We start from the raw sequence: 25,086 nt of genomic DNA on the forward strand, positions 1-25,086 counted from the left end.
GTGGTCCTACCCCCGTGCTTTTTGTTGCACGGGACCCATGGGTGCAACCGGCACCCGGCTTTCCCTGCGCCCTCTATTCGATGAGAGGGCGGAAAGTGATGCAAAGCTCGGACGCAATGCGCCGCGAGAATGCGGACTCACATCCCTCACGCTGTTTGAATCAAACGTAGGATGGGTAGAGCGAAGCGAAACCCATCGCGATGAAGCAAGCGGCGTGAATGATGGGTTTCGCTCCCGCTCTACCCATCCTACGATCCTGCGCCGGCGTCGTAGGGTGGGCAAAGCGAAGCGTGCCCACCATTACGAGCGGAGTGCTGATGGTGGGCACGCTGCGCTTTGCCCACCCTACAATCTGAATCGGAATTTCCCCTCGCGCCGGGCACGAGCGAGGATGTGTTAGCGGGCTATTACAATTGGCGCTGTCATCTGCACGCGCTGCACACTTTGCTTGGCGCGCCGCACAAATTCAGGAACGTCCAAGCTGACGCGCAATTCATCATTGACGCATTGCTGCCCGCGCGTGATGTGATGAGAGCTTGAGCATCGCGGCTGCTGTCAACAACGAGCAGCGAGAGAAAGAATGACTCGCTTCGACGGAGTCGTTGATTGCCTTCTTTTCGGCAGAGTTCCGGCGCTCATTTGCACCGGGTCTGAATTCAAGCTCGGTGTTACACCTCAACCCAAGATGGAACTCGAGATGCACCATCCAGACCAGACACGTCGTTCGCTTCTGAAGGTTCTTGCCACCGGCGCCTGCGTTGCGGCCACCGGGCCTGCTGCGGCGCAAGAGGATCAGCCCGGCAGCAACGAGCGGCCGAAGAAAGGCGATCTCCTCGTTCTCTCCGAAGGAGACCGCGCCGGCCAAGTCATCAAGTCCGACGATCTCAAGCCAGGCGGCCCGCCGGTACGCGCCTGGCCGAAGGATCCCGCCACCTCGGTGGTCCGCAAAGGTTCGCGTTTGAATGAAGTGCTTGTCATCAGGCTAAATCCCGATGAACTCGATGATGACACGCGCGCGCGTTCGGCCGACGGCATCGTCGCCTATTCAGTGATCTGCGCGCATGCCGGATGTCCGATCACCGGCTGGGTGAAGGCGGCCGAAAGCGACGAGAAGGTCCTCAAGTGTTTTTGCCACAATTCCGAATATGACCCGCGGCACAGCGCGGACGTCGTGTTCGGGCCGGCAACCCGTCGTCTGGCGGCGCTTCCGTTGGCTCTCACTGACGGTTCGCTCGCCGTGTCTGCGGCGTTCGTAGGAAAGGTAGGTGTTTGAGGAAGGATCAGGCAACGCGATCGAATTGGGTTTATACAACCAAAAGTGGTGAAGATCGTAAATGAAAAACAGAGCAGGGAGGTAGCATCTAATGAGCAGGAAACAATGGCTTCTCACGAGTGCAGCGGCGTTCGCGTGCCTTGTCTCAACCGCCGCAGTGGCCGGCCCGATCGAGAATTACAGCCCGGTGACCTCGGCGCGTCTCGAAAATCCCGAGCCGGGCAACTGGATGCTGTATCGGCGGACCTATGACGGGCAGGGCTATAGCCCGCTCGAGCAGATCAACGCCTCGAACGTCAAGAGCCTGACCCCGGTATGGACCTTCTCCACCGGCGTGATCGAAGGCCACGAGGCGCCGCCGATCGTCAACAACGGCGTGATGTTCGTTGCAACCCCGATGGGGCAGGTGATCGCGCTCAACGCCAAGACCGGCGACGAATATTGGCGCTACAAGCGGCAGCTTCCGGAAGACCTGTTCCAGTTGCATCCGACCAGCCGCGGCGTCGGCCTGTGGCAGGACAAGCTCTATCTCGCCACGACGGATGACCATGTGGTCGCGCTCGATGCCAAGAGCGGCAAGGTGGTCTGGGATACGAAGGTGCAGGACTACAAGAAGGGCCAGTACATGACCCTGATGCCGTTGGTGTCGACGGTAAGGTTATCGTCGGCGGTTCTGGCGGCGAGTTCGGCGTTCGCGGTTATGTCGTCGCCTACGACGCCAACAACGGCAAGGAATTGTGGCGCACCTTCACCATTCCCGCACCCGGCGAGCCCGGCAGCGAGACGTGGAGCGGCGACGACTGGAAGACCGGCGGCGGATCGGCCCGGATGACCGGCAATTACGACAAGGACACCAAGACGGTCTATTGGGGCGTCGGCAACGCCGCGCCATGGCCCGGCTCGGCGCATGCCGGCGACAATCTCTACACCAGCTCCGTGCTGGCGCTCGACCCGGACACCGGCAAAATCAAGACCCACTTCCAGTATCACCAGAACGATTCCTGGGACTGGGACGAGGTCGAGGCGCCGATCCTGGTCAACCTGGAACGGGAAGGCCGTCCGTTCAAGGCGCTCATTCATCCCGGACGCGATGCGATCTTCTGGATCCTGGAAGCGAAGCCCGAACAGATCAATTACGTCAGCGGCTGGCCGTTCGTGTACACCAATGTCTGGAAAGGCATCGAGAAGGAGACCGGCAGGCCGATCGTCGATCCCGAGCACAAGCCGGTGCTCGGCAAGCGGGTCGAATTCTGTCCGTCACTGTGGGGCGGCAAGGATTGGCCGTCGGCGGCCTATAGCCAGAAGACCAAGCTCGTCTACGTTCCCGCCAACGAGAATTTCTGCGGCGGCTTCTCCGGCGAGAAAACACCGCTGGTTCCCGGCCAGCTCTGGCTCGGCACCAAGCCGGAGGACATCGGTCTGACGGTGCGCCCGGGCGCCACTCACATGGGCGAGTTGCAGGCCTGGGATCCGGCCACCGGCAAGAAGGCCTGGTCGCACACCTTCCCGAAATCGCAACTGTTCGGTTCGGTGTTGGCGACCGCGGGCGATCTGGTCTTTGCCGGCGGGACCAACGATCGTAACTTCCGCGCCTTCGATGCCAAGAGCGGCGAACTGCTGTGGGAGCAGAAGACCAATTCCGGCATCATGGGCATGCCGATGTCCTATGAGGTCGACGGCACGCAATATATCGCGATCCAGTCGGGCTGGGGCGTCGATGCGCAGCGCATCCAGGATGCCTTGGCCACCCAGAATGTCGGCGTGGAGAACAACGTGCCCCAGGGCGGCGTCGTCTGGGTGTTTGCGGTCAAGAAATAGCGACGCGCAGGACAGCCAGCAAAAAAGAGCGGCGGACCGAAAGGTCCGCCGCTCTTCTTTAGGGATCAGTTGATCGATGAACTGCTTGCGTTCGGCCTTACGCCTCCAGTTGCTTGCCGATCGGCATCGCGCGGATGCGTTTTCCGGTCGCGGCGAAGATCGCGTTGATCAGCGCCGGCGCGAATGGCGGCACGCCGGGTTCACCGACACCGCTCGGCGGCGTATCGGGGCTGGCGGGCGGCACGATGTAGACATTGGTCACGGCAGGGGATTCGTCGATCCGGATCACCGGGTAATCGTCGAAATTGCCCTGCTGCACCTTGCCGTCCTTGAAGGTGACCTCGCCGTACTTGGCGAGGCTCAGGCCCATGATCGCCGCGCCCTCGATCTGCGACTGGATGCGCTCGGGGTTGACGTAGGTGCCGCAGTCGATCGCGGTGTCGACCCGCGGCACCGTCAGCTTGCCCTTGTCGTCGACAGCCACCTCGACGATGGTCGCGATGTAGCTGACGAAGCTCCTGTGCACCGCGATGCCGAGGCCATGGCCCTTGGGCACCGAGCGTCCCCAGCCGCCCTTGTCGGCAACCAGTTCGACCACCTTGCGCAGCCGCGCGGTGTCGATCGGGTAGCTGTCATAGGGCTCGCCATAGTTCCAGGGATCCTTCACCGAGGAAAGATTGACGATCCGCGGCGAACCGATCAGCTCCAGCAGCATATCCTTCGGATCGCGGTTGGTGGCTTGGGCAATTTCGGCGACCATGGACTGCACCGCGAAGGCGCGCGGGATGTTCGACACCGACCGGAACCAGCCGATGCGGGTATGCGCGGCCGCTTCCGGATTCTCGCACTGCAGGTTGGCGATCTCGAACGGGTTGTCGATCAATCCCATGCCGAGCTCGAACGGCGCCTGGTGGACGGTCCCGGCGGCGAACGTGGAGGCGATGGACGGGGCCACGCTGCGATGGCGCCAGGCGATCACCTTGCCACTCTTGTCGAGGCCCGCCTCGATCCGCTCGACGGACACCGTGTGCAGGAAGTCGTGGCGCACGTCGTCTTCGCGCGTCCACTGCACCTTCACGGGCACCCCGAGCTCTTTCGAGAGCAGCGCGGCCTCAAGCGCGAAGTCGCATTTCGACTTCCGCCCGAAACCGCCGCCGAGCAGCGTGACGTTGACGGTCACGTTCTCCTCGGGGATGCCGAGCGTCTTGGCGACGTCCTCGCGCGTTCCGCCCGGGCTCTGCACGGGAGCCCAGACCTCCGCCTTGTCACCTTTGACGTTGGCGACCGCGACCGGCGGCTCCATGCTGGCATGGGCGAAATGCGGCAGGTAGTACTCGCCGACGATGACCTTGTCGGCGCTCTTCAACGCCGCCTCGACATCGCCCTCCTTGCGCACGATGAGGCCTGGCTTGCGCGCGGCCGCCTCGAGCTCGGCGCGATAGGCGACCGAGTCGTATTTGGCATTGGCGCCGTCGTCCCAGGTCACCTTCAGCGCGTTGCAGCCCTTGATCGCCGCGCCGGTGTTGCGTGCGATCACGGCCACGCCGCCGAGCGGCTGGAATTTCGACGGCCACGGCCATCCCTTCACTTCCATCACCTTCTCGACGCCGGAGACCTTCAGCGCGTCGGCGGGATCGAAGGAGACGAGCTTGCCGCCGGTCACCGGCGGACGCGCGATGATCGCATATTTCATGCCGGGCAGCCGTACGTCGCCGCCATAATGAGCGGCACCGGTCGTGATGTCGTGGAGGTCGACGATGCCAATCTCGCCCTTGCCGAGATAGCGGAAGTCCTTCGGGTTCTTCAGCTTCAGGCCTTCAACGCTCGGCACCGACTCCTTGGCCGCATCGGCGGCCAATTCGCCAAAGCCGAGCTTGCGTCCGCTCGCGCTATGGACGACTTCGTGATTGACGGCCTTTACCTCGGCTGCCGGCACGCCCCAACGTTTTGCGGCGGCCTGCTCGAGCATAGTGCGGGCCGAGGCGCCGATCTGGCGCATCGGGATCAGATAGTGCCGCGTGCTACGCGAGCCGTCGGTATCCTGGTTGCCGAAGTTGACTTCGTCGCCGTGCGCCTGCTGGACGCGAACGCGCGACCAGTCGGCTTCCAGCTCTTCGGCGACGATCATGGGCAGGCTGGTGCGCACGCCGGTTCCCATCTCGGCACGGTGCGCGACGATCGTGACCATGCCATCCGGCGCGATCGAGACGAAGACGCGCGGGTCGACCACAGTACCGTGCGGCATCTTCCCCGCGCCGGTCTCGTAGGCAAAGCTCGGACGTATCATCACGGGCGCAGCGAGCACGAACCCGCCGGCCAGCCCCAAGGTCTTCAGGATACTGCGCCGCGAAACGTTCTCGATCTTGATGTGCTTCTCGAAACCACGAAGCCTGCTGGGATTGGTGAGGATATTCATGTCACACCCCCGTCGATGCGAGATGAACCGCGTTCTCGATCCGCTGGTAGCAGCCGCAGCGGCAGATGTTGCCGGACATGGCCTCGCGGATCTGGTCGTGCGACGGTTTTGGATTGTCCGTCAACAGCGCGGCGGCCTGCATGATCTGGCCGGCCTGGCAATAGCCGCATTGCGGCACGTTGACCTGGCGCCAAGCCTTCTGCACCGGGTGATCACCGGTCGGATGCAGGCCCTCGATGGTGGTGACCTCGCGTCCGGCCGCATCCGAAACCGAGGTGATGCAGGCGCGCACCGCCTGCTTATCGATGATCACGGTGCAGGAGCCGCACAGCGCCTGACCACAACCGAATTTGGTGCCGGTGAGCCCTATTTCGTCACGGATGAACCAGAGTAGCGGAAGATCGGGATCGCCATCCCAATTCTGTTCCTGACCATTAATCTTCAACTTGACCATGATCGTCCCTCGCTCTTCTTAAGCTGTTGATGTTTCCAGGCCACGAACGAGAACATATTTCTCCCTACGCTCGCGACCACTCCTGGGTCTCGTACGGCGGGCCGGTCCTTTGGAGATGCTTAAGGGGAGCCCGTTGCACGCTCGGTAGTCCGTGTCCGGCTGCTCCTTTGCTATGTTCAAATGAAATGCGCCGCCCGCGCGCATCGGGAAAAACAAATGCTACCAGAAACCGATGCGACAGTGACTTCACACCCCGGTGTTCTGCATTTGCCGTTTGTCAAAAGCGGGGCCGACCGTCGATGATATGAGATCGTCAGGATATTTTTGCAAACGCGGCCGGCGAAAATGCACCGCCGCCGGGCAGGCGCGGATCGGGAAAAGGCGGAATTGACCTATTCACGGAAGCAATATGAAGGATAGGCGCGTGCGGCTAAATGCTGCGGTGCGGGCGCGAATGGCACCGCTGGCGGTCGAGCACCGCCAGCGGGAGCGCGGGCAAATCAGGCAGCCTTGTTAAGCGGCCTTGGATTTCGCCACGTGGGTCGCGATCGCATCCATCAATGCCGGCGACAGGCAGTCATAGGGCTCGAGTCCCAATTCCTTTAGCCGGCCGCGGATCGCCGGCATGTCCTCCGGCTTGGCGCCGGACTCGATCACCGACGAGACGAACGCAGCAAATCCCGGCGCCGCCGAGCCGCTTTCCTCGAACAGCTCGGGATGGATGAAGTCGAGGCCATAGAACGGATGCGCCTTGTTTTCGATCCGCCCGTACATATGCGTGCCGCAGTCCTTGCAGGCATAGCGCTGGATCACGGCCGCGGGGTCGACGACCTGCAGCTTGTCGCCATTTTCCAGGACCGTCAGATTCTGTCTCGGCACCACCGCAACGACCGAGAACATCGCTCCTTCCGGCTTCCAGCATTTGGTGCAGCCACAGGCGTGGTTATGGGCGACGTCGCCCTTGATCGCCACTTTCACCGGTCGGTCCGTGCACTCGCAGACCAGCGTGCCGCCGGCAAAGCTGCCGGAGCCCTTCTGGACGCCGTTGTCAATCGACGGGTGGAGATGAACAGTCATGGGTCAATCCTCCTAGTGTTTGACACGTTGATTCTGGAACGGGACATCGTGATCCCGTTCCACCTTTTGCTGGAGCATGACCCTTCCGGGGAGCCGGGTCCGCTTCCGCCGACGCGGCCCTCCGGATTCGGATCACGCCCTAGTAGACGACGACCGAACGGATCGACTTGCCCTCGTGCATCAAGTCGAATCCCTTGTTGATTTCCTCGAGCTTGAGCACGTGGGTGATCATTGGATCGATCTGGATCTTTCCGTTCATGTACCAGTCGACGACTTTCGGCGTGTCGGTGCGGCCGCGCGCGCCGCCGAAGGCCGTGCCCTTCCAGACCCGTCCAGTGACGAGCTGGAACGGCCGGGTGGCGATCTCCTTGCCGGATTCCGCAACGCCGATGATCACGGAGACGCCCCAGCCGCGGTGGCAGGCTTCCAGCGCCTGGCGCATCACATTGGTGTTGCCGGTGCAGTCGAAGGTGTAATCGGCGCCGCCTTCGGTGAGTCCGACCAGGTGCTGGACGATATCGCCGCCGACTTTCGTCGGATTGACGAAATGCGTCATGCCGAAGCGGCGGCCCCAATCTTCCTTGGAGTCGTTGATGTCGACGCCGATGATCTTGTCCGCGCCAACCATCTTGGCGCCCTGGATCACATTGAGCCCGATGCCGCCGAGGCCGAACACCACGACGTTGGAGCCTGGCGTGACCTTGGCGGTGTTGACCACGGCGCCGACGCCGGTGGTCACGCCGCAGCCGACATAGCAGCTCTTGTCGAACGGGGCGTCCTCGCGGATCTTCGCCACCGCGATCTCCGGCAGCACCGTGTAGTTCGAGAAGGTCGAGCAGCCCATATAGTGGTAGATGGTCTTGCCCTTGTAGCTGAAGCGCGAAGTACCGTCCGGCATCACGCCCTTGCCCTGGGTGGCGCGGATCGCGGTGCAGAGGTTGGTCTTCTGGCTCAGGCAGCTTTTGCACTGCCGGCATTCGGGCGTGTAGAGCGGGATCACGTGATCGCCCGGCTTCACCGAGGTCACGCCCGCACCGACCTCGCGGACGATGCCGGCGCCCTCATGGCCGAGGATGGAAGGGAAGATTCCCTCACTGTCGAAGCCGTCAAGCGTGTAGGCATCGGTATGACAGATGCCGGTCGCCTTGATCTCGACCAGGACTTCACCGGCCTTCGGGCCTTCCAGGTCGAGCTCGACGATCTCAAGCGGCTTCTTGGCTTCGAATGCGACGGCAGCGCGTGTCTTCATGTTGATCTCTCCGTAAAGCGTGTTGTCGCCCGCGCTCCGCAGCTTCAGTTCTTGCCCATGCAGGACTCTTCCGCCTGCTTATAGGCGGCGGGCTTCTCTTCATGCTTTGCGGGGCGTACGCGCCCCGCCGCGTCATTCGCGCGGGCGCGCAGGTAGACATAGAGGTCGTCCATGTAGCAGGCGACGTTTGGATTGTCACCGAACGCCGGCATGACATTTTCCTGTGCGGTACTGATGTTCTTGCGGCCGCTGGCGACGACGCCGAGGAAATCGGCATAACTCATAGTCTTCAGCGAACTCGCCAGTGCCGGTGCATAGGTCGAACCCATGCCGTCCGGGCCATGGCAGACATGGCACTCCGAATGATAGCGCCGGTATCCGGAGTAGGTGTACCAATCTACCGCTCCGTCGGCTGCGACCTTGAAGGTCGGGTTACCTTCCTTGTCCAGATATTTGCCGTTCTCTTCCTTCACGGCGGTCGGATCGACCGCATCGTCGGCAAAGGCGAATCCTCCAGATACGGCGATGATCATCGCCGCAACTACAAACCAGCTTTTACGCAAGAGCATGTCCTCAAGATCAGATACAGGCAAAACCGGCGCGTGGATGGTCCACGCGCCGGAACGACGTTCGGCTCACTGCGGGAGGGAGAACACGGTGAGCGTTCCGCCGAGGGCGGTATAGTTGCTCAGCGCCGCGTAGCCGCCGACTGCGCCCAGACCGGCAGTCGGATCGGTCAGGCCGGCAGCAAGGCCGATGCCCGCCCAGCCGCCAACACCGGACAGCACGGCCACGTACTGCTTGCCACCCTGCTCATAGGTCGTGACGTTGCCGATGATGCCGGAGGGAGTCTTGAACTTGTAGAGCTCCTTTCCGGTCTTGGCGTCGACCGCCTTGAGATAGCCTTCGAGCGTGCCGTAGAACACCACGCCGCCGGCGGTCGCAAGCGCGCCTGACCAGACCGAGAACTGCTCCTTGTTCGACCAGACGATCTTTCCGGTCTTGTTGTCCCAGGCGATGAAGTTGCCCATGTGGGACTCGCCGGGAGGCGGATACATCGAGAGCGTCGCGCCGACATAGGGCTGACCCGCGGTGTAGCTCACCTTGAACGGCTCATAGTCCATGCAGACGTGGTTGGTCGGCACGTAGAACAGTTGCGTCTCCGGCGAGTAGGCTGCCGGCTGCTCGTCCTTGGTGCCGAGCGCGGCCGGGCAGATGCCCTTGACGTTGACATCCTCGCCCTGCTTGTCGGTCGAATATTGGTCGAGGACCTTCGGCCGGCCATAGGTCGGCGAGCTCTTGTTCATATCGACGCCGCTGGTCCAGTTGACCTTCGGGTCGAACTTCTCGGCGACGAGCAATTCGCCGTTGGTGCGATCGAGCGTATAACCAATGCCGTTACGATCGAAATGCGTCAACAGCTTGCGCTCCTGGCCGTTGAAGGGCTGGTCGGTCAGGATCATCTCGTTGACGCCGTCATAGTCCCATTCGTCATGGGGGGTCATCTGATAGACCCATTTGGCCGTGCCGTTATCCGGGTTGCGCGCGAAGATGGTCATTGACCATTTGTTGTCGCCGGGACGCTGCTTCGGGTTCCAGGTCGATGGATTGCCCGAGCCGTAATAGACGAGGTCGAGCGACGGATCGTAGGCTAGCCAGCCCCAGGTGCAGCCGCCGCCGACTTTCCACTGGTCGCCCTGCCAGGTCTTGAGGCTCGAGTCCTTGCCGACCGGCTTGCCGAGAGCGGTGGTCTTCTCGGGATCGACCATGATCTGGTCGTCAGGTCCTTCGGAGAAGGCACGCCAGACTTGCTTGCCGCTCTTGGTGTCGTAGGCGGTGAGGTGGCACTGCACGCCGAACTCGCCGCCGGAGATGCCGACCAGGACCTTGTCCTTCACGACCATTGGGGCGGAGGTGCCCGTCTGCCCCTTGCCGGGATCGCCGTTCTTGGCGGTCCAGTCCACCTTGCCGGTCTTGGCATCGAGCGCCACCAGCGTGGTGTCGGCCTGGTGCAGGAAGATCTTGCCGTCGCCATAGGCCAGGCCGCGATTCACCGTATCGCAGCACATGACCGGGATCACGTTCGGATCCTGCTTCGGCTCGTACCTCCAGACGATCTTGTTGTCCTGCGACAGGTCAAGCGCGTAGACCTTGTTCGGGAAGGGCGTGTGCACGTACATCATGTTGCCGATGATCAGCGGCCCGCCCTCGTGGCCACGCAGCACGCCGGTCGAAAATGTCCAGGCGACCTGCAACTTTCCGACGTTCGAGGCGTTGATTTGATTCAGCTTCGAGTAGCGCGTATTGGCATAGTCGCCCGTCGGCATAACCCAGTCCTTCGGGTTTTGCGCCATCTTGCTGAGTTCTTCATTGGCACTGGCAATACCTCCGCCTAACGCCGCCACGGCGCCGAGAGAGGTCGCGATTAGCACCTTGCGCATAGTGATTTCCTCCCAATGATGACCTTCCGCTTTCCATCGAAACGGCCCATTTTTTTGGTTCCTCCTCCTATCCCCTTCGTTGACGCGCGACTTGCCCAAGAGAGAAGGGCGGCTTGCTCAGAAGTGAAACTCGAAGAACTTTTTTGCTTGCAGTGCAGTGCGGTGGCGCGCCGGCGTGACGCCGGCCGCGGGCGCACGAGACTGATTTTCCTTGACGGCACTTGAAGTAAAGTCGAGGATTAACCCTCTAGGTTGTCAGGAGGAACGCTGCTCAGGGGTCAAAGACCGCATTAAGATTGAGGTAACGGTACTTCACGGTGACCAAAGCCTCTTGCGGCGAGCAGTCACGCTTTCATCTCGAATCGGTGGCTGGATATGCCCGATACCGTCCGTTCGCTCACTACCTCCGGATTGACGCCGAAGAAGCAGGTTCAATGTTGGACAGACGCACTGACCGATCTATGCGGCCGGTTTGATGTCGATCCGATGGACGCCTCGTCGCTCGAGGCACGGGTCAACTACACCACAGTCTCGCGGCTGAAACTCTGCCAAATCGAGGTGAGTCAGCACCGTATCGCACATGTGAACGCGCGCTCGAAACTGAGCGACCATCCCTATATCAAGATCCTGTTCCAGACCCACGGCATCTCCTATTTCGAGCAGGATGGCCGCCATTTCGAGCTCGTTCCCGGCGATTGCCTCGCCTACGACGTTTCCAGCCCACACACCATCATCAGCCCGTCGCTGACGCGGCATGAGGTCGTGATCGTACCGAAGGCGCTGTTGCAGGAGCGCGGTTTCCGTTCGGCGCGGATGCCGGCCTGCAAGCTCTCGGCCCGCAGCGGCACCGGCCGCATCGCCTACGATTTCGTGCATGCGGCTTTTTCCGAGGCGAGTCGATTGTCCCCCTACAATGCGATGGGCGTCGCCGATTCGTTGATCGATCTGTTGCTGTTGCCGCTGCGTGAAGCCGAGACGACGTTCAATCATGGCGGTGCGGAGGCGACCTATATCCGTGCGCAGTTCTTCATCCGCGAACACCTGCGCGATCCGGATCTCTCCATCGACCAGATCTCGACCGCGCTAGGTTGCACCAAACGCTACCTGCACATGCTGTTCAGCGAGCGCGGCATGACCGTGAGCGACTATATCTGGCGTGCCCGGCTGCAGCATTGCCGCGAGGAACTGGAAGCGCAGCCCGGCAAGACGATCACGGACGTCGCATTCTCCTGGGGCTTTTCCAGCTCCTCGCATTTCAGCCGCGTGTTCCGGAAGTATTTCGGCATCGTGCCATCAGCCGTCCACCGGCAGCAGCAGCTCGGCTCCACCGCAGAATTTTCCGCAACCTCGGACTAGATCGTAAGGCGCGCCGTGGGCGGCCGGCGTGCGCTCCGCTATCTATGCAAGCTTCTCTGCCGCCCTTGCCGTGCAGGCTCTGCCAAGGGAGATGAGAGATGAAATTGCGTGGTCTTGTTGTCTTGATGTTGGCCGCTGCAGTGTTTTCGGCGCCGGCTCTGGCCGCGCCGAAACGCGCCGATCCGATCAAGATGTTCGACACCGATAACGATGGCACCCTCGATCTGGCCGAGGTGAAGAAGGCGGCATCGGCGCTGTTTGCCAAACTGGACCGGGATCATGACGGCACGCTCGATGCGCGAGAACTGCGCGGCCGCTTAAGCGCCAAGGAGCTGGCGGCTGCCGATCCTGACCACGACGGAACGCTGACGCTTGATGAATATCTTGCGGTCGTGGAGCAGCGCTTCAACGCGGCGAATCCGGACAAGGATGGAACACTTGACGCCAAGGAATTGCAGTCGCCCGCCGGTCGCGCTCTGCTACAGCTATTGCGATAAGGTTTTACTAGCTGGCAGGCCCGTGCGAGCAGGCTGCGGGCCGCGGCCTGGAGCCACGCTTGTCGGGCGGAACGTTGCAATTATCGATCCGCTGCTCGTCCATCCATTTCCTGCCGAGCCGTTCCTTGCCGGTCAGCGTTGCCGGCACCTGCGTCCGCCCGGACTGAGGCCGTTTTTCGGCGGCGGCTGGCGACGCAACAGCGATCATGATGAATGGAACGAGCAAAACGCGGAACAATGTTCTCATGCGAGGCCTCAAAAAGCGCTTGCAATTAATGCGGCGTGAACGGCGGCATTGAACAGCATCGGATTTCACCTCGCCACCCGGAACCTGGGACGCGTGCTTCGGTTCTTCCGTGATACCGGCGCGCAGGGGCGCGCGCCGATTCGAGAAGGAGATGAGACATGAGCACAAGACGCATCATTTTCGCGGGTTGCTCCGTCCTGGTGTTGAGCGCCGGCGCCGCGCTGGCAGGTCCCTGCAATACCCAAGGCCAAAGCGCCAATAAGGATGCAGGTTCTGGCCCGGCATCGACCAGCAGCCAGACCACAACAGGCATGGCGAGCGACAAGGAGCATCCGCCGACCAGCACGATGAATAGGGCCACCGGAGATGTGGCCGCGTCCTCGCAGGACGTGCAACGGCAGATGCAGGGCGAGCCGACGGCAGCACAACAAGCTGAAGGTAAGAAGCCCGAAGGCCAAATGGCGAGCAAGGACAACGATTGCTAAACGCGGGGCCCTTGAAAAGCGTCACGCCTCACGCTTCATCGTGCGATTGAGCGCGGAGGCGTCCGTGTGTGAGTGTGTGCCCAACTGACAGATTTGGCCCAAGAGGGAACTGGTTTGCCCACGAGGGAACTATCGGCGCTCAACTGCGGCGCAGATGCGCTCGCTGGTCGATCTTGTCCACTTGCGCCACGCGCGAGCTGGCCATAGGTTCGACCTTGGCGTGAAACTCGCGCCAAGCCATTTGGGAGGATCGAATGAGCTGGAAGACTCCGAAGATCGTCGAAGTGCAGGTCGGCATGGAAATCAACATGTACGCCTGCGCATCGCGCAAGTAAGTGTCGAGCGCCTGCCCGGCTCGCGCAGCGATATCTGCGCAAGCCGCGGCAGGCGAATTCGTTGGGCTCACATTCGTTTGGCTCTATGTGAGACGCTCTCAAACTTCCTTCGTATCGAAAATGTAGAGATCGGCGCCGCCATCGGCAAAGTTGGCGAGGTCCGCGCCTGCGGCCTTTCCTTCCGCTGATCCCATGCCTGCCTTCAGCGCGTCGAGCGAGTCGAAATACAGCGTTGCAGCAAGGTGGACGTTGCTCTCGCCCGCTGGCGTCCTGAGCGGAGCCGTGCTGATGTCGTATTTCTTCAGTCCCGGGATATTCTTGGCCAGCGGAATGTGCACCGATGCATAATATTTGTCGAATGCCTCGGCGCTTTTCGGCGTCTTATAAAGTACCAGAACTCGTGCCATTCGGTTTATTCTCCCTGAAGCGATTGTTCTTCCGCGGGCCCTTCCCGGGTCTTGCATTGCAGCCGAAATGGTCCTTGCAATCAAGCTTCCAATCGCTGCCGCTCGACTGGACGTTGTGGTAGGGATGTTCTTGTCAGCGCTGCTGACGCTTTCGATTCGCTCTCGGGACTGGAATGTCTTTTCGCGCAACGATGCTCCGGACGGCTGCCGTGTGCTTTTTCACACTGCTTGCTGCCGTCGTCGCGCGTGCCGAGGAAATCGATACCGAGCATCTGTTCGGCTTCCTGATCGGCACCGACATCGGGCATGTCGGCGAGCGCGAATTCCAGACCGAGACCACGGGACGCTTTTCCAGGAATGGCGGCGGCTATCGTGCGGTTGCCCAGGAGTTCGAAGTGGAATTCGTGCCGGCCCGCGACATCCGCATCGAGCTCGGCGGTGCCTTTGTGGCGCACCAGATCTACGGCATTCCCGGCCTTGAAGATCGGCGCCAATTGACCTGGCAGGGTCTCTCGTTGGACGTCCGTTACCGATTTCTCGACCGTGAGACGGCGCCGTTCGGCCTGACCTTCGCAGTGGAAAGCCACTCTGACCGGATCGACGAGACCACGGCCGATCGCATCCGCAATTTCGGCACTGAATTGCGGTTGGCCTTCGATCGCGAGTTGGTACCGAACTTCCTGATCGCGGCACTCAATTTCATCTACCAGCCTGAATGGACGCGTTTTCTTGCCTCGCGCGCCGCGGAGCAGGAGGCGACAGTGGGCGCGGCCGTCGGCCTGATGGCGCAGATCAAGCCCGGCGTTTTCGTTGGCGGCGAGGCGCGCTATTTCCGCCGCTATGATGGGATCGGGCTGAACGAGTTCGAGGGGCAGGCCCTGTTCATCGGTCCGGTCGCCTATCTCCAGCTCTCGGAGCGTTCGCGGCTGACCGCGGCCTGGAGCGTGCAGGCCTGGGGCCGTCCGTCCGGATCGGCTGCGGCGCTCGATCTGGTCAATTTCGAGCGTCATCAGGCCCGGCTTGTATTTGGCATGAATTTCTAGGAATCTCCGGCGGTGGTTCTGGCTTTCACGGTGAGGCGAAACCTGGCCTTGCCGCCGACGTAGCTCGTAGTGCTATTGCTTTACCCGAGCACCAGGGATTTGAGGCATGAATCCGATTGATCTCATCGTGACCGTCTGTGCCGTGCTGTCGCCCGCCACCTGCGAGGAGACCCATCTCGTGTTCTCCTTCAACGGTTCGCCGCAGCAATGCGCGATGGCAGCGCCGCCCTATATTGCGCAATGGGTCGGCGAGCATCCGAAATGGACTGCCGTCAAATGGCGCTGCGAATATCCGCACAGCCATGATCGAGCGGAGAAGGGGGCGGCCCCGATCGCGGGCTGACCCTATTTGTTGCAGTCCTTCAGATCCTTGTCAGAGATCGAGAACACCGCGTCGGCCTTGATCTCGATGTCGCGGACGAAGCACTGCCTGGCGCCGGCATAACTCACCTTGGCGTCGTAACGTCCGGGCTCGACGCCGACGATGCGCAGCCGTTCGTCGTGGTCGACCTCCTTGTCCTTGTCATTCAAGGTCTGGTTGGGACCCCAATCGTTCTTGCCGGCCGGCGAAAGCTGGAAGCCGGAGATGGTCGACGTCGTGAGATTCCAGAGCCTGATGCCTTTACCTTTGCCCTGCGCGCTGAGTTCGCTGGGCAGTGCGACCAGCAGAATGGCGACAGCAATCAATCGGCGCGGCATCGTGACCTCCCAAGTTTTTCTCAATATGAAGACCACGTCTCATATCTTTGCAAGCCGCCGCCGCACCAGGTCGGCCTTGATGTGGTTGATCTCGGCAGCGCTCCGTCCCGCGCGCGGTGTCGGGATCGGCACTTCCTGCAGAATCCTGGCCGGCCGTGCCGACAGCAGGAACAGCCGGTCGCCAAGATAAACGGCATCGTCGAGATTATGCGTCACCAGCAGCGTTATCATCACACGGCTTTCCACCAGCGTTGCGATCTGCTCGCGCAGGTGGGCGGCGAGGGCGTCGTCGAGCGAAGCCAGGGGCTCGTCGAGAACGAGGAAATCCGGCTCGATCGCGAAGGCCCGCGCGAGCGCGACGCGGCGCGCAAGGCCAAGCGAGAGCTCGCCGGGGAAATGGCTGCGATGCTCTGTCAATTCCAGGACGGAGAAGAGTTCTGAGAGCCGCTTCTCGTCAATGTGCGGCGCGGCAAGCCGGATATTGTCCTCGACCGATCGCCACGGCAGAAGCCGCGGCTCCTGGAATACCATCCCGAGCCTTGCTGTGGCCGGCCGCGAGACCTTTCCCTGATAATCGTGGTCGAGGCCAGTCAGGATCTTGAGCATAGTGCTCTTGCCGCATCCGGAAGGGCCGACGAACACGCCGACTTCGCCGGCCGGAAGCGAGAACTTGATGCCGGCGAGCACGTGGTGCCGCTCGCCCGCCGCATTCTCGAAATGCTTACCGGTGATATCGACCTCAAGCTGCACGGGGCCGCCACCGGGATGAGCGTAGTTCGAATGGTTGCACCAGCACCGTCTCGATCACCAGCACGACCGCGGCAAAGGTCAGCGAATAGGCGAGCAGCAGCGGAATGTCGAACAATTGGAAGGCGACGCCGATTTCGAAGCCGACGCCGTTCGGACGTCCGAGATATTCCGCAACCAGCACGATCTTCCATACCAGCGAGAGCCCCGATCGCGCGGCGGCTGCGATATAGGGGCTAAGCTGCGGCAGGATCACGTGCCGGAATGCTCTCCCGCGCGGGATCGCGAACACGCTTGCCATCTCGTCCAGCGAGCGGTCCAGCGCCCGCGCGCCCTCGCGCAGCGTGACGACCGCGGTCGGCAGCTTGTTGACGGCGATGGCCGCGATCGCGGCGACCTCGGTGAGCCCCGCCCAGATATAGGCGAGCACGATGACGACGAGCGCGGGCAGATTGAGCAGCAGGATCAGCCAAGGATCGCCGATCCGGTCGGCGAGCTTGACCCGGCCCATCAGGTAGCCGATGGCGGCGCCCAGCGCCATCGCGAGCGTGAAGGACAGTGCCACCCGCGCCAGGGTCACGCCGAGATTGATGAACAGCGCGCCGGATGCTGCTTCTCTCAGCATCACCGCCAGCACTGCCGGCGGCGCCGGCAGCTTCACGTCACCGATCAGGAGCGCCGCAATCCACCACGTCGCAAGGAACAGGAGGAAGGACAGAAGGCGCACCACGGCTCAATCTCCTGATATCGCGTGATAGAACGTGCCGGGATCAAGCTCCGTTGCCGATCCCACCAGTTCGCGGCCGCCGATCTTGGCGAGCACCCGGTAGAGCACCTGTGCGTCGGCCTCTTCGTCCGCGATCGGGCGGCGTGGAATTCCTTCACGATAGCGGTCGCGATAGGCATGCAGCGTTGCAGCGTCCGCCGCGCCGGTCAACGGCGCGATCCTCTCCCATTCGTCGTCGGACTTCGTAAGGATCTCCTTGGCCGCGCGGGTCATCGTGATGAAGCGCTCGACCGCGTCGCGGTTCGCATTGGCCCAGCTTTCGTCGAAGACATAGCCGACCATCGCGATGCGGCCCTTGGCGCCGAGTTTCGGCAGGATATCCTCGATGCCGGCAAGGCGGCGAAAGCCCTTGGCTTCCAACGCGGCGCAGAAATTCCAGTAATTGACGACGGCGTCGACCTCACCGCCTACGGCCTTGGCCGCGAGCAGCGGCGGCGCGCCATAGACGATGGTCGCCGCCGACTTCAGGTCGAGGCCTTCCTGCTTCAAGGACGCCTGCAGCAGGAGCCAGCTCTTGTCGATCGGCCCGCCGGCAACGGCGAGCTTGCGACCCCGGAGATCGGTGAGCGAACGGATCGGCGATGAGGTCGGCACCATCACCGCGCCGAGCGCACTCGAATAGGGATAGAAAGCGAGCTTGGCGCCGAGCATGCGCTCGCGCGACACCCACAGCCAGTCGGAGACCATGACGTCGGCATTGCCGGCGCGGAGCGCGATCTTGCCCGCCTCGGGGCTTGCGAGCTCGGTGGCCTCGATCGTGAGATTGGCCTTCTTGTCGAGGCCATGCGCGCGGATGACCGCCAGTTCCCAGGCAAAGGTGCCGGTTTTCTGCACTGCAATGCGGATCGTGTCAGCGCCGAAGCAGGCGGCGAGGGGCGTCACCGCAAGAACCGCGGCAGCCAGCAGCGTGCGAATGATGGCACTCATTTTGTTGAGCCGTTTCCTCGAACGTGTTCTCTTTTCTATCGCGTAGTCATAGCATAGCTTGCGCCGTTGAAAGCGGGAGGATGGCTATGACGCGTGCGGGACCGGTACGACCTATTGTCGCCGCTTTGATCGTATTCGCGGCAACCGCGGCGATCGCGCGCGGCGAGGAGGTCAACGATTATCCGACGGCCGCCCGCGCGGAATACGTGTTCGGCTGCCTGAAGGCGAATGGTGAGACACGGCACGCCATCGAGCAATGCTCGTGCTCGATCGACGTGGTCGCGTCGCTGATTCCCTATGACCGCTATGTCACCGCCGAGACGGTGCTGAGCCTGTCCCAGGTGAGGGGCGATATGGGTTCGCCGTTCCGCACGTCCGAACAGGCGACCAATGCCCTCAACGATCTCCGGCGGGCCCAGGCCGAAGCTGAAGTCAGGTGCTTCTGAGACCGGCCAGAGCGTTTTCGAGCGAAGCTTGCCCTCGGACTCGATCCGTGGATGGACACCGGTTCGCGTGAAGAAAACGCGTCAAAACAAAATAAGGGCGGAGCCCGGCCGTTCAACTATCCGAATCGATCTTCCATTCGTGCTCGAATACGTGACCGTCGGTGTCCTTGGCCTCGGCGCGGAAACGCTTGGCGCCATTCGAGACATAGGTGAAGCGGATATTGGGATCCTCGGAGATCGAGATTCCGCCTTCCATCTTCAGCACCAGGCTGTCGTCCTGCCAGAGCTGCAGCCGGTCGACATAGAAGGCGGGAATATAGAGCTGGGTCACCTGGTCCATCTGCAGGCCGGAATTGTTGGGATGGCCGATCATGACCTGCGCCTCCCGGGCTCCGCTCGTGGAACCTTCACCAGGTTTCGAAAGCTGCCGGTATCGTATCCGGCCGAGCCTGGCCTTGGCCTCCTCGGCGTTCTTCAGTGCAGGCGCAGCGCAGCCACCCGACGCCTTCACGTAAGTCTTCACCATATAAAGCTTGCCGTCGGTGAGTTCGGCCACGGCATGGACGTCGGTGTAGTTGTTGATGCGCACGCGGGTCGAGATTTCCGTGACGTTGGCGTCCGGCCCAAGCTCGAACTTGGCCGCCATTGGCGCCGGATTCTGGTCGATGACGAGGGTGATCGCCCGCACGCGGCGGGTGTCGTCGGGCGCGAGCTTGCTGCGCAGCGTCACCGGCACGATTGCGGCATCTTCCGCACGGGCCGGCATCTCGATCGCGATCACGTTGCTGCCGTCGCTCATCGGGCGATTGTAGAAGATGTCCTGGACCAGGCCCGGCCAGGGATCATAGGCCTCGGCGCTCACCGCGGGCGCAAGGCGTGCGCCAAACGCGATGCTGCTGAGCAGGCCGGCGACGCAGAGCAGACGGAAAGGTGCTCCGAACATGGTCGTTCTCCCCGCGGCGACGATGGAAGCAACGCCTCCACTATACGGCCTCGCCAAACCTATTCCCACTCCAATTGCGAAAATGCTGCAGTTGCGTTGCGGGCGTTGTAGTCGTCGAACAGTTTCCAGCGCGGCCGCTCCGATGCCGCGGCGGTTTCGGCGGCAGCGGTGATCGGCTTGCCCTTGGCGATCAGCGCGCGCACGTCGGCTGCCAGCGTCTCGAGGTAGCGACGTTCATCGGCCAGCCCCGCGGGCCATTCGCTCACAGGCCCGTGACCGGGAACCACGCGCTGCGCGGGCAGGGCGGCAAGCTGGCCGAGGATGGCGAGCCAGCCCTTGATGCTGCCGTCCACGACCGGGATGTGCGTGACGAATACGAGGTCGCCGGCGAACAAGGTCCGGGTCTTCTCATCGAACACGGTGAGATCGTTATCGCTATGCGCAGTCGGCCATGCTCGCAGCGTGAGCGATCGTCCACCGAGATCGAGGGCGAGGCTGCCGTCGACCAGTATCGTTGGCGGCACGATGCGCACGTCATCCATCAGTTCCGCGCCCATCGTCCGGCGGAAGGCGTCGAGATAGAACTGGCCTCGTGCGGTCAGCGCGTCGGGAAGCTTCTTGTGGCCGACGAAAACGGTTCCAGCACCCGCAAACGCGGCGTTGCCGAAGGCATGATCGGGATGGGCGTGGGTGTTGATGACATAGCGGATCGGCTTGTCGGTGCGGGCGCGGATGGCGGCCAATAATCGCCGTCCTTCGCGGACGCTGCCGCCGGTATCGATCACGGCAACGGCGCTGTCGCCGACGACAAATCCGATGTTGGCAATGGCGCCTTCATTGTCGCCGGTCATCAGGGCGATCTCGCCGATATGCACCAATATTCCGGGCGCGACTTCGCTCACAGGCAATTCTTGTTCCTGCGCCCGCGCTAGGGTCGATAGGCAGACTGCAGCGATGAGCGTGATCAGCGAGACGATACGAGCCATGTTTCCGCCCAAGTCCATGCGCGAAGCGGCATCGGCCGTTTCGCATTCACATCGCGCCTGTTTGCGCTGCAGCACGCCGGGCGAGATCATCACGAAGCTGTTGCACGCCGTGACGTGCCGGGCAATCTATGGCTACAGCATGATCCGGAAAAGTGGACACCGGTTTTCCGAAAAAGATCATGCTCAAACAAAGAGCTAGAGCGGGATGACGATTCGAAGAAAAGTCATCACGCTCTAGCCCCAAACAAGAAAGAGGAGGAAACGCGATGGCGGGTGCCGGACGATATCGCCGCTGGTTGCCGGCGCTGCTTGCGATTGCCGCGATGGCGATCGGGCATGGTGCCGCTCGCGCGCAGACCAACGAAAGCGGCGATCTCTCGATCGAATTGATCGATCCCAAGGTCCTGCGCGTCTGTGCCGACCCGCGGAATCTGCCGTTCTCCAACGACAAGGGCGAAGGCTTTGAGAACAAGCTCGCCGAACTCTTTGCCCAGAAGCTGCAAAAGAAGCTTGAGTTCACCTATTTTCCGCAGGCGACCGGCTTCGTACGCATGACGCTCGGCTCGCACCGCTGCGACGTCATCATGGGCTTTCCACAGGGCGACGAGCTGGCCCAGGGCACCAATCCCTATTATCGCACGGCCTATGCGCTGATCGCGAAGCAAGGCAGCGGCCTCGACGATGTGACTACGCTCGAGGACGAGCGGCTGAAGGGCAAGCATATCGGCGTGGTCGCCGGCACACCGCCCGGCACCAATATGGCCGCGGCCGGCCTGATGGCGAATGCAAAACCGTATCCATTGATGATCGACACGCGCATCGATTCCTCGGCGGAGGCGATGATCAGTGATCTTGCCAAGGGCGAGATCGATGCCGGCGTGTTGTGGGGGCCCATGGCCGGCTTCTATGCCAAAAAAGCCAATCCGCCGCTGCACGTCACGCCGCTGGTGAAGGAAACGACGGGTCCGAAACTCGTCTATCGCATCGGCATGGGCGTGCGCCCGGCGGACCAGAACTGGAAACGCCAGCTCAATCGCCTGATCCAGGAGAACCAGGGCGAGATCAACAAGATCCTGCTCGACTTCGGCGTGCCGCTTCTGGACGAGAACGACCGACCAATCGGCCCGGACACGGCGGCGAAATCGCCATGAGGCGCTGGCTCACGAGCCTGGTCGTTGTCGCAGCGTCGCTCGCCGTAGCCGCCCATGCGCAGCAGCAGGTCCCCGAGCCGCAAGAATACCGCACCGAGAATTACCGCGCGCTGGTGCCGGCAACGCTTGCCGGCGCCCGCGTGCTCTCGACCGCGGAAGCCGAGGCGATCTGGCGCGACAAGACCGGCGCCTTCGTCGACGTGCTGCCGCGTCCACCTAAGCCCGCCAACCTGCCGGAAGGCACGGTGTGGCGCGACAAGCCGCGACACAACATCCCCGGCAGCATCTGGCTGCCCGACACCGGCTATGGAAAAATCGCCGATATCACTGAAGACTATCTTCGCCGCGGCCTTGAGCGTGCCTCTGATGGCAACAAGGCGGCGCTGCTCGTGATCTATTGTCAGGAAAATTGCTGGATGTCGTGGAACGCAGCCAAGCGCGCGCTGACCTACGGCTATTCCAACATCGCCTGGTATCCCCTGGGGTCCGATGGATGGGAGCACGCAGGCTTACCACTCGTCGAAGCCAAGCCGGAGCCGCGGACGGGTGAAGAGAAATAAGCCCTGCGACTACTTCACTCAGACGAAGCTGAACCTCGGTCGCGGGGGCCGAGGTTCAGTGTGATCACATTATTGCTTCTTCAGATCGGTGATGGTCTTGGTGCTGCCGCCTTCGGAGGCGGAGAAGTTCACCTTGTCGCCGGCGTGGAAGGGTTCAAGCTTGTTGGTATCCGTCACCTTGAACTCCTGGATCGCGCCACTGCCTGCGCCGACCGTGCCGCTCTGCGTTTGCTGGATCGAGATAGTGCTATTCAGCCGGTCGATCTTGGTGATGGTTCCCGTCATGTTTTGTTGAGCCGAAGCCGCGGTTGCAAAGATTCCGAGGGCCGTCGCGCCCGCCAAGATGATCGTCGTTGTTCTCATCAAAACTCTCCGGGTTTCGAGATGGCTTGAGCGACAAGACGCTGGAATCACGTTTGGTTCCGGAATCAAGTCGGCGGAACCGGACATAAAGGTAAGCTATACTGACCTTTTTGCGCCGGCGGCGCTACTCCATCTCTTGCTGGATCGTGCGGCCAAGCGCGAACAGGCGCTGGTCGATCGTTGTCGGTACTTCGCAGACAAATCTGACCACACGTTGGCGGTCCTCGAAGATCCGAGTTTCCCACAGGAGGGTGTTGCTGAGTTCGTCGACCTTGGCCTGATCGGGCGAGGACGCGTTCTGCAGCGCTTGCAGCGCGAGCGTGTCGGCGCGAATCTTCTCGGCGGCCTCGCGTTGCTTGCGCGTCACCCGCTCGATGCCGCTCATGACCGAGGAACGCTGGGCATTGAGCGAATCGAACAGGCCGGCGAACAGCAGCTTGCCGGCGGTGGTCTTGTCGGCCGCGGAAGCCGCGAGGAAATCCGTGATCGCTTTTTGGGCGTCATCAAGCGGCGTGCGCCGCGCCGCTAATTTTTCCACCAGTGCGCTGATCTTGGGGTCTTCCTTCCATTTGTTCTGGACGTCGTCGAGCGGCGGTCCCGCCCACACCGCCGCGAGCGAAATCTCCGGCACCTTGGCCTGCGCGCAGGGCCAGTTCGGATAGCGCGGATCGGCGGCGCGACCGACCCCGGTCGATGCCGCGATGACAAGCAATGCTCCGATCGCAATCCGCCCGATCATGTCTCCCCTCCGGCAGGCCCACGCCGCGCCAATCCGCGCGAGGGATCGTAGGCCAGGATCGCGCCGATCATGAAGACCGCCGTGCAGCCGACGACGACGAAAAACGAAATCCAGTTGATCTGGCCATACAGCGCGAAGCGGATCAATTCGACCGCGTGGGTGAATGGATTGAACTGGCAGACATAGTAAAGCATCGGGCTGCCCTCCTGCACCCGCCACAGCGGATAGAGCGCGGATGAGGCAAAGAACATCGGAAAGATCACGAAGTTCATGACGCCGGCAAAATTCTCGAGCTGCTTGATCCCTGAGGAGATCAGCATGCCGAGCGACCCCAACATCAGCCCTGACAGCACCAGCGCCGGCAGCGCGGTGAGATAGCCGATCGGCGGCGGCGTGATGTCCCAGAGCCATGCGATGACGAGGAAGGCATAGACCTGCAACAGCGAGACCGCGGTGCCCGCCAGCAGTTTGCAAAACAGCAGGTAGCCGCGCGGCAGCGGGCTCACCAACAGCGTGCGCATATTGCCCATCTCGCGGTCATAGACCATCGAGAGCGAGGATTGCATGCCGTTGAAAAGCTGGATCATCGCCATCAGTCCCGGCGCGATATAGACCTCGTAGAGGATGTAGGTCTCGTAGGGCGGGATGATCGAGATGCCGAGCACCTGGCGGAAGCCGGCAGCGAAGATGAACAGCCACACCAGCGGCCTGACCAGTGCCGAGACGAAGCGTTCGCGCTGATGCAGGAAGCGCAGCGCCTCGCGCCATACGATGCCGTTGAGGCAGGTGATGTATTCGCCGAAGGAAAAGCCGCGTCGCGACGGCGTGACGGTGGTGGAGCTCATGATGCCTCGCTCCCGGCTTTGCCCACGGCCCCGGTCAGGCGCATGAAGGCGGTGTTGATGTCCTGCGCGCCGGTGTCTGCGATTACGCGCGAGACCTGGCCGCGCGCCAGCACCTTGCCCTGATGCAGCACCACGAGGTCATCGCTTGCCGTGATCTCGTCGAACAAATGCGTGGCCCAGAGCACGCCGATGCCTTGTTCGGCGACGAGCTGCCGGACGTGGTTAAGGATATCTGAACGCGCCTTGACGTCGAGGCCGACCGTCGCCTCGTCCAGCAGCAACAGGCGCGGCCGGTGCAGCAGCGCACGCGCGATCTCCAGCCGGCGCATCTGGCCGCCGGAGAGGTCGCGCACCTTGCTGCCGGCGCGGTCGGAAAGCGCGATGCGCGCCAGCACCTCGCCGCTGCGCAGCCGCGCCTCGCGCCGGCCGATGCCGTGCAGGGCGGCGTGATAGAGCAGGTTCTGCGTCACCGAGAGATCGAGGTCGAGCGTGCGCGGCTGGAACACGACACCGAGCAGCCGCAGCGCCTCGCCCGGCGCGCGGGTGATATCGTGGCCGAAAATGCCGATGCGACCAGCCTGGATGCCGAACAATCGCGTGATCAGCGAGAATAGCGTGCTCTTGCCGGCGCCGTTCAGGCCGAGCAGCGCCGTAAAGCTCGCCGGCGCGACGTCAAAACTCACATCGATCAACGCACGGCGTGCGCCATAGGAATGGCTGACGCTTTCGATCGACAAGGCGGCCACGCCGGCGGGATCATGGCGCATCAAGATGTCAGGCGATGGTTTGTCAGCG

Annotated in this window: 29 protein-coding genes and 1 pseudogene; 12 read left to right on the top strand and 18 right to left on the bottom strand. The window is 62.2% G+C overall.

The genetic code is table 11. The annotated features are described in order from the left end of the window. Positions 1-697 precede the first annotated feature (697 nt). Complete coding sequence (locus AAFX91_RS10465; protein ID WP_349644894.1) at positions 698-1,273, top strand: Rieske 2Fe-2S domain-containing protein; 576 nt, start codon at positions 698-700, stop codon at positions 1,271-1,273. Between the two features lie 91 nt (positions 1,274-1,364). Next, positions 1,365-3,091 (top strand): annotated as a pseudogene (locus AAFX91_RS10470) (methanol/ethanol family PQQ-dependent dehydrogenase). 97 nt (positions 3,092-3,188) lie between these two features. Here the strand turns inward: AAFX91_RS10470 and AAFX91_RS10475 are convergent. From AAFX91_RS10475 to xoxF5, 6 genes are all read right to left on the bottom strand, one after another. Beyond that, positions 3,189-5,507, bottom strand: a complete 2,319-nt coding sequence (locus tag AAFX91_RS10475) for a molybdopterin cofactor-binding domain-containing protein (RefSeq protein ID WP_394566401.1) — start codon at positions 5,505-5,507, stop codon at positions 3,189-3,191. Position 5,508: 1 nt separating this feature from the next. Next, positions 5,509-5,961 (bottom strand): (2Fe-2S)-binding protein, encoded by a 453-nt coding sequence (locus tag AAFX91_RS10480; protein WP_130580673.1) that lies wholly within the window; start codon positions 5,959-5,961, stop codon positions 5,509-5,511. 513 nt (positions 5,962-6,474) lie between these two features. After that, a complete protein-coding gene (gene gfa, locus AAFX91_RS10485) occupies positions 6,475-7,038 on the bottom strand; it encodes an S-(hydroxymethyl)glutathione synthase (protein WP_130580674.1) in 564 nt (187 codons plus the stop codon). Positions 7,039-7,177: 139 nt separating this feature from the next. Continuing rightward, positions 7,178-8,287 carry an S-(hydroxymethyl)glutathione dehydrogenase/class III alcohol dehydrogenase gene (locus AAFX91_RS10490; protein ID WP_130580675.1) on the bottom strand — a complete coding sequence of 370 codons (1,110 nt, stop codon included), beginning with the start codon at positions 8,285-8,287 and terminating at the stop codon, positions 7,178-7,180. A gap of 44 nt (positions 8,288-8,331) precedes the next feature. After that, positions 8,332-8,820, bottom strand: coding sequence for a c-type cytochrome, methanol metabolism-related (locus tag AAFX91_RS10495; RefSeq protein WP_394566423.1), 489 nt, complete (start codon positions 8,818-8,820; stop codon positions 8,332-8,334). A gap of 102 nt (positions 8,821-8,922) precedes the next feature. Next, on the bottom strand, positions 8,923-10,728 hold the full coding sequence (gene xoxF5, locus AAFX91_RS10500; RefSeq protein WP_282529947.1) for a lanthanide-dependent methanol dehydrogenase XoxF5: 1,806 nt from the start codon (positions 10,726-10,728) through the stop codon (positions 8,923-8,925). 375 nt (positions 10,729-11,103) lie between these two features. Here xoxF5 and AAFX91_RS10505 point away from each other — a divergent pair, with 375 nt between their 5' ends. Continuing rightward, complete coding sequence (locus AAFX91_RS10505) at positions 11,104-12,084, top strand: helix-turn-helix domain-containing protein (protein WP_282529948.1); 981 nt, start codon at positions 11,104-11,106, stop codon at positions 12,082-12,084. Between the two features lie 98 nt (positions 12,085-12,182). Next, positions 12,183-12,581 carry an EF-hand domain-containing protein gene (locus tag AAFX91_RS10510; protein WP_394566402.1) on the top strand — a complete coding sequence of 133 codons (399 nt, stop codon included), beginning with the start codon at positions 12,183-12,185 and terminating at the stop codon, positions 12,579-12,581. Between the two features lie 7 nt (positions 12,582-12,588). Here the strand turns inward: AAFX91_RS10510 and AAFX91_RS10515 are convergent, their stop codons facing one another. Continuing rightward, a complete protein-coding gene (locus tag AAFX91_RS10515; RefSeq protein ID WP_394566403.1) occupies positions 12,589-12,828 on the bottom strand; it encodes a hypothetical protein in 240 nt (79 codons plus the stop codon). A gap of 158 nt (positions 12,829-12,986) precedes the next feature. Between AAFX91_RS10515 and AAFX91_RS10520 the strand changes: the two genes are divergently transcribed. Together AAFX91_RS10520 and pqqA are read left to right on the top strand one after the other, a co-directional pair. Then, positions 12,987-13,313, top strand: coding sequence for a hypothetical protein (locus tag AAFX91_RS10520; protein ID WP_394566404.1), 327 nt, complete (start codon positions 12,987-12,989; stop codon positions 13,311-13,313). 254 nt (positions 13,314-13,567) lie between these two features. Then, positions 13,568-13,648, top strand: coding sequence for a pyrroloquinoline quinone precursor peptide PqqA (gene pqqA, locus AAFX91_RS10525; RefSeq protein ID WP_035689484.1), 81 nt, complete (start codon positions 13,568-13,570; stop codon positions 13,646-13,648). 98 nt (positions 13,649-13,746) lie between these two features. Here the strand turns inward: pqqA and AAFX91_RS10530 are convergent, their stop codons facing one another. Continuing rightward, complete coding sequence (locus AAFX91_RS10530) at positions 13,747-14,055, bottom strand: EthD family reductase (protein ID WP_394566405.1); 309 nt, start codon at positions 14,053-14,055, stop codon at positions 13,747-13,749. A gap of 209 nt (positions 14,056-14,264) precedes the next feature. On the opposite strand from AAFX91_RS10530, the gene AAFX91_RS10535 reads away from it, so the two are divergent. Together AAFX91_RS10535 and AAFX91_RS10540 are read left to right on the top strand one after the other, a co-directional pair. After that, positions 14,265-15,098: a hypothetical protein gene (locus AAFX91_RS10535; RefSeq protein ID WP_394566406.1), complete on the top strand. Its 834-nt coding sequence runs from the start codon at positions 14,265-14,267 to the stop codon at positions 15,096-15,098. A gap of 106 nt (positions 15,099-15,204) precedes the next feature. Further along, positions 15,205-15,441, top strand: a complete 237-nt coding sequence (locus tag AAFX91_RS10540) for a hypothetical protein (protein ID WP_130580682.1) — start codon at positions 15,205-15,207, stop codon at positions 15,439-15,441. A 2-nt stretch (positions 15,442-15,443) separates the two neighbouring features. Here AAFX91_RS10540 and AAFX91_RS10545 read toward each other — a convergent pair whose 3' ends face one another. Genes AAFX91_RS10545 through AAFX91_RS10560 form a run of 4 tightly spaced genes read right to left on the bottom strand, consistent with a single transcriptional unit; the run spans position 15,444 to position 18,258 of the window. Continuing rightward, a complete protein-coding gene (locus AAFX91_RS10545; RefSeq protein ID WP_130580683.1) occupies positions 15,444-15,797 on the bottom strand; it encodes a hypothetical protein in 354 nt (117 codons plus the stop codon). 39 nt (positions 15,798-15,836) lie between these two features. Then, the gene (locus AAFX91_RS10550) at positions 15,837-16,547 is read right to left on the bottom strand and encodes an ABC transporter ATP-binding protein (protein ID WP_394566407.1); all 711 of its coding nucleotides are present in this window, start codon (positions 16,545-16,547) and stop codon (positions 15,837-15,839) included. Next, positions 16,537-17,274 carry an ABC transporter permease gene (locus tag AAFX91_RS10555; protein WP_394566408.1) on the bottom strand — a complete coding sequence of 246 codons (738 nt, stop codon included), beginning with the start codon at positions 17,272-17,274 and terminating at the stop codon, positions 16,537-16,539. The genes AAFX91_RS10550 and AAFX91_RS10555 overlap by 11 nt, the downstream gene beginning before the upstream one ends. A gap of 3 nt (positions 17,275-17,277) precedes the next feature. Then, positions 17,278-18,258, bottom strand: a complete 981-nt coding sequence (locus AAFX91_RS10560) for an ABC transporter substrate-binding protein (RefSeq protein WP_394566409.1) — start codon at positions 18,256-18,258, stop codon at positions 17,278-17,280. An 86-nt stretch (positions 18,259-18,344) separates the two neighbouring features. Between AAFX91_RS10560 and AAFX91_RS10565 the strand changes: the two genes are divergently transcribed. Next, positions 18,345-18,704: a hypothetical protein gene (locus tag AAFX91_RS10565; RefSeq protein ID WP_394566410.1), complete on the top strand. Its 360-nt coding sequence runs from the start codon at positions 18,345-18,347 to the stop codon at positions 18,702-18,704. A 112-nt stretch (positions 18,705-18,816) separates the two neighbouring features. Here AAFX91_RS10565 and AAFX91_RS10570 read toward each other — a convergent pair whose 3' ends face one another. Then, a complete protein-coding gene (locus tag AAFX91_RS10570; protein ID WP_394566411.1) occupies positions 18,817-19,647 on the bottom strand; it encodes a quinoprotein dehydrogenase-associated SoxYZ-like carrier in 831 nt (276 codons plus the stop codon). A 59-nt stretch (positions 19,648-19,706) separates the two neighbouring features. Beyond that, positions 19,707-20,633, bottom strand: a complete 927-nt coding sequence (locus AAFX91_RS10575; protein WP_282529958.1) for a quinoprotein relay system zinc metallohydrolase 2 — start codon at positions 20,631-20,633, stop codon at positions 19,707-19,709. On the opposite strand from AAFX91_RS10575, the gene AAFX91_RS10580 reads away from it, so the two are divergent. From AAFX91_RS10580 to AAFX91_RS10590, 3 genes are all read left to right on the top strand, one after another. Then, the gene (locus tag AAFX91_RS10580; protein WP_165421262.1) at positions 20,602-20,832 is read left to right on the top strand and encodes a hypothetical protein; all 231 of its coding nucleotides are present in this window, start codon (positions 20,602-20,604) and stop codon (positions 20,830-20,832) included. The genes AAFX91_RS10575 and AAFX91_RS10580 overlap by 32 nt on opposite strands. Before the next feature lie 67 nt (positions 20,833-20,899). Continuing rightward, the gene (locus AAFX91_RS10585; protein WP_394566412.1) at positions 20,900-21,784 is read left to right on the top strand and encodes a substrate-binding domain-containing protein; all 885 of its coding nucleotides are present in this window, start codon (positions 20,900-20,902) and stop codon (positions 21,782-21,784) included. Continuing rightward, positions 21,781-22,344 carry a PQQ-dependent catabolism-associated CXXCW motif protein gene (locus tag AAFX91_RS10590; RefSeq protein ID WP_394566413.1) on the top strand — a complete coding sequence of 188 codons (564 nt, stop codon included), beginning with the start codon at positions 21,781-21,783 and terminating at the stop codon, positions 22,342-22,344. The genes AAFX91_RS10585 and AAFX91_RS10590 overlap by 4 nt, the downstream gene beginning before the upstream one ends. 69 nt (positions 22,345-22,413) lie before the next feature. Here the strand turns inward: AAFX91_RS10590 and AAFX91_RS10595 are convergent, their stop codons facing one another. The 4 genes from AAFX91_RS10595 to AAFX91_RS10610 form a co-directional block, all read right to left on the bottom strand. Next, the gene (locus tag AAFX91_RS10595) at positions 22,414-22,707 is read right to left on the bottom strand and encodes a copper-binding protein (RefSeq protein ID WP_028162629.1); all 294 of its coding nucleotides are present in this window, start codon (positions 22,705-22,707) and stop codon (positions 22,414-22,416) included. A gap of 124 nt (positions 22,708-22,831) precedes the next feature. Further along, positions 22,832-23,446, bottom strand: a complete 615-nt coding sequence (locus tag AAFX91_RS10600) for a hypothetical protein (RefSeq protein ID WP_282529962.1) — start codon at positions 23,444-23,446, stop codon at positions 22,832-22,834. After that, complete coding sequence (locus AAFX91_RS10605) at positions 23,443-24,291, bottom strand: ABC transporter permease (protein ID WP_130576782.1); 849 nt, start codon at positions 24,289-24,291, stop codon at positions 23,443-23,445. The genes AAFX91_RS10600 and AAFX91_RS10605 overlap by 4 nt, the downstream gene beginning before the upstream one ends. Next, the gene (locus tag AAFX91_RS10610) at positions 24,288-25,058 is read right to left on the bottom strand and encodes an ABC transporter ATP-binding protein (RefSeq protein WP_394566414.1); all 771 of its coding nucleotides are present in this window, start codon (positions 25,056-25,058) and stop codon (positions 24,288-24,290) included. Before AAFX91_RS10610 ends, AAFX91_RS10605 begins: the two co-directional genes overlap by 4 nt. Between the last annotated feature and the right edge of the window lie 28 nt (positions 25,059-25,086).

It is taken from the genome of Bradyrhizobium sp. 31Argb (assembly GCF_043638955.1).
GTDB lineage: Bacteria > Pseudomonadota > Alphaproteobacteria > Rhizobiales > Xanthobacteraceae > Bradyrhizobium.

Excerpts from the sequence above, each read along its gene's own strand:
- pqqA (WP_035689484.1), top strand. The coding sequence starts at position 13,568 with ATGAGCTGGAAGACTCCGAAGATCGTCGAAGTGCAGGTCGGCATGGAA.
- AAFX91_RS10600 (WP_282529962.1), bottom strand. The coding sequence starts at position 23,446 with ATGATCGGGCGGATTGCGATCGGAGCATTGCTTGTCATCGCGGCATCG.
- AAFX91_RS10565 (WP_394566410.1), top strand. The coding sequence starts at position 18,345 with ATGACGCGTGCGGGACCGGTACGACCTATTGTCGCCGCTTTGATCGTA.
- AAFX91_RS10540 (WP_130580682.1), top strand. The coding sequence starts at position 15,205 with ATGAATCCGATTGATCTCATCGTGACCGTCTGTGCCGTGCTGTCGCCC.
- AAFX91_RS10545 (WP_130580683.1), bottom strand. The coding sequence starts at position 15,797 with ATGCCGCGCCGATTGATTGCTGTCGCCATTCTGCTGGTCGCACTGCCC.
- AAFX91_RS10475 (WP_394566401.1), bottom strand. The coding sequence starts at position 5,507 with ATGAATATCCTCACCAATCCCAGCAGGCTTCGTGGTTTCGAGAAGCAC.
- AAFX91_RS10560 (WP_394566409.1), bottom strand. The coding sequence starts at position 18,258 with ATGAGTGCCATCATTCGCACGCTGCTGGCTGCCGCGGTTCTTGCGGTG.
- AAFX91_RS10605 (WP_130576782.1), bottom strand. The coding sequence starts at position 24,291 with ATGAGCTCCACCACCGTCACGCCGTCGCGACGCGGCTTTTCCTTCGGC.
- AAFX91_RS10505 (WP_282529948.1), top strand. The coding sequence starts at position 11,104 with ATGCCCGATACCGTCCGTTCGCTCACTACCTCCGGATTGACGCCGAAG.
- AAFX91_RS10595 (WP_028162629.1), bottom strand. The coding sequence starts at position 22,707 with ATGAGAACAACGACGATCATCTTGGCGGGCGCGACGGCCCTCGGAATC.
- AAFX91_RS10520 (WP_394566404.1), top strand. The coding sequence starts at position 12,987 with ATGAGCACAAGACGCATCATTTTCGCGGGTTGCTCCGTCCTGGTGTTG.
- AAFX91_RS10580 (WP_165421262.1), top strand. The coding sequence starts at position 20,602 with ATGAGCGTGATCAGCGAGACGATACGAGCCATGTTTCCGCCCAAGTCC.
- AAFX91_RS10495 (WP_394566423.1), bottom strand. The coding sequence starts at position 8,820 with ATGATCATCGCCGTATCTGGAGGATTCGCCTTTGCCGACGATGCGGTC.
- AAFX91_RS10570 (WP_394566411.1), bottom strand. The coding sequence starts at position 19,647 with ATGTTCGGAGCACCTTTCCGTCTGCTCTGCGTCGCCGGCCTGCTCAGC.
- AAFX91_RS10575 (WP_282529958.1), bottom strand. The coding sequence starts at position 20,633 with ATGGCTCGTATCGTCTCGCTGATCACGCTCATCGCTGCAGTCTGCCTA.
- AAFX91_RS10465 (WP_349644894.1), top strand. The coding sequence starts at position 698 with ATGCACCATCCAGACCAGACACGTCGTTCGCTTCTGAAGGTTCTTGCC.
- AAFX91_RS10515 (WP_394566403.1), bottom strand. The coding sequence starts at position 12,828 with ATGAGAACATTGTTCCGCGTTTTGCTCGTTCCATTCATCATGATCGCT.
- AAFX91_RS10530 (WP_394566405.1), bottom strand. The coding sequence starts at position 14,055 with ATGGCACGAGTTCTGGTACTTTATAAGACGCCGAAAAGCGCCGAGGCA.
- AAFX91_RS10510 (WP_394566402.1), top strand. The coding sequence starts at position 12,183 with ATGAAATTGCGTGGTCTTGTTGTCTTGATGTTGGCCGCTGCAGTGTTT.
- AAFX91_RS10480 (WP_130580673.1), bottom strand. The coding sequence starts at position 5,961 with ATGGTCAAGTTGAAGATTAATGGTCAGGAACAGAATTGGGATGGCGAT.
- AAFX91_RS10490 (WP_130580675.1), bottom strand. The coding sequence starts at position 8,287 with ATGAAGACACGCGCTGCCGTCGCATTCGAAGCCAAGAAGCCGCTTGAG.
- AAFX91_RS10590 (WP_394566413.1), top strand. The coding sequence starts at position 21,781 with ATGAGGCGCTGGCTCACGAGCCTGGTCGTTGTCGCAGCGTCGCTCGCC.
- gfa (WP_130580674.1), bottom strand. The coding sequence starts at position 7,038 with ATGACTGTTCATCTCCACCCGTCGATTGACAACGGCGTCCAGAAGGGC.
- AAFX91_RS10610 (WP_394566414.1), bottom strand. The coding sequence starts at position 25,058 with ATGCGCCATGATCCCGCCGGCGTGGCCGCCTTGTCGATCGAAAGCGTC.
- AAFX91_RS10585 (WP_394566412.1), top strand. The coding sequence starts at position 20,900 with ATGGCGGGTGCCGGACGATATCGCCGCTGGTTGCCGGCGCTGCTTGCG.
- xoxF5 (WP_282529947.1), bottom strand. The coding sequence starts at position 10,728 with ATGCGCAAGGTGCTAATCGCGACCTCTCTCGGCGCCGTGGCGGCGTTA.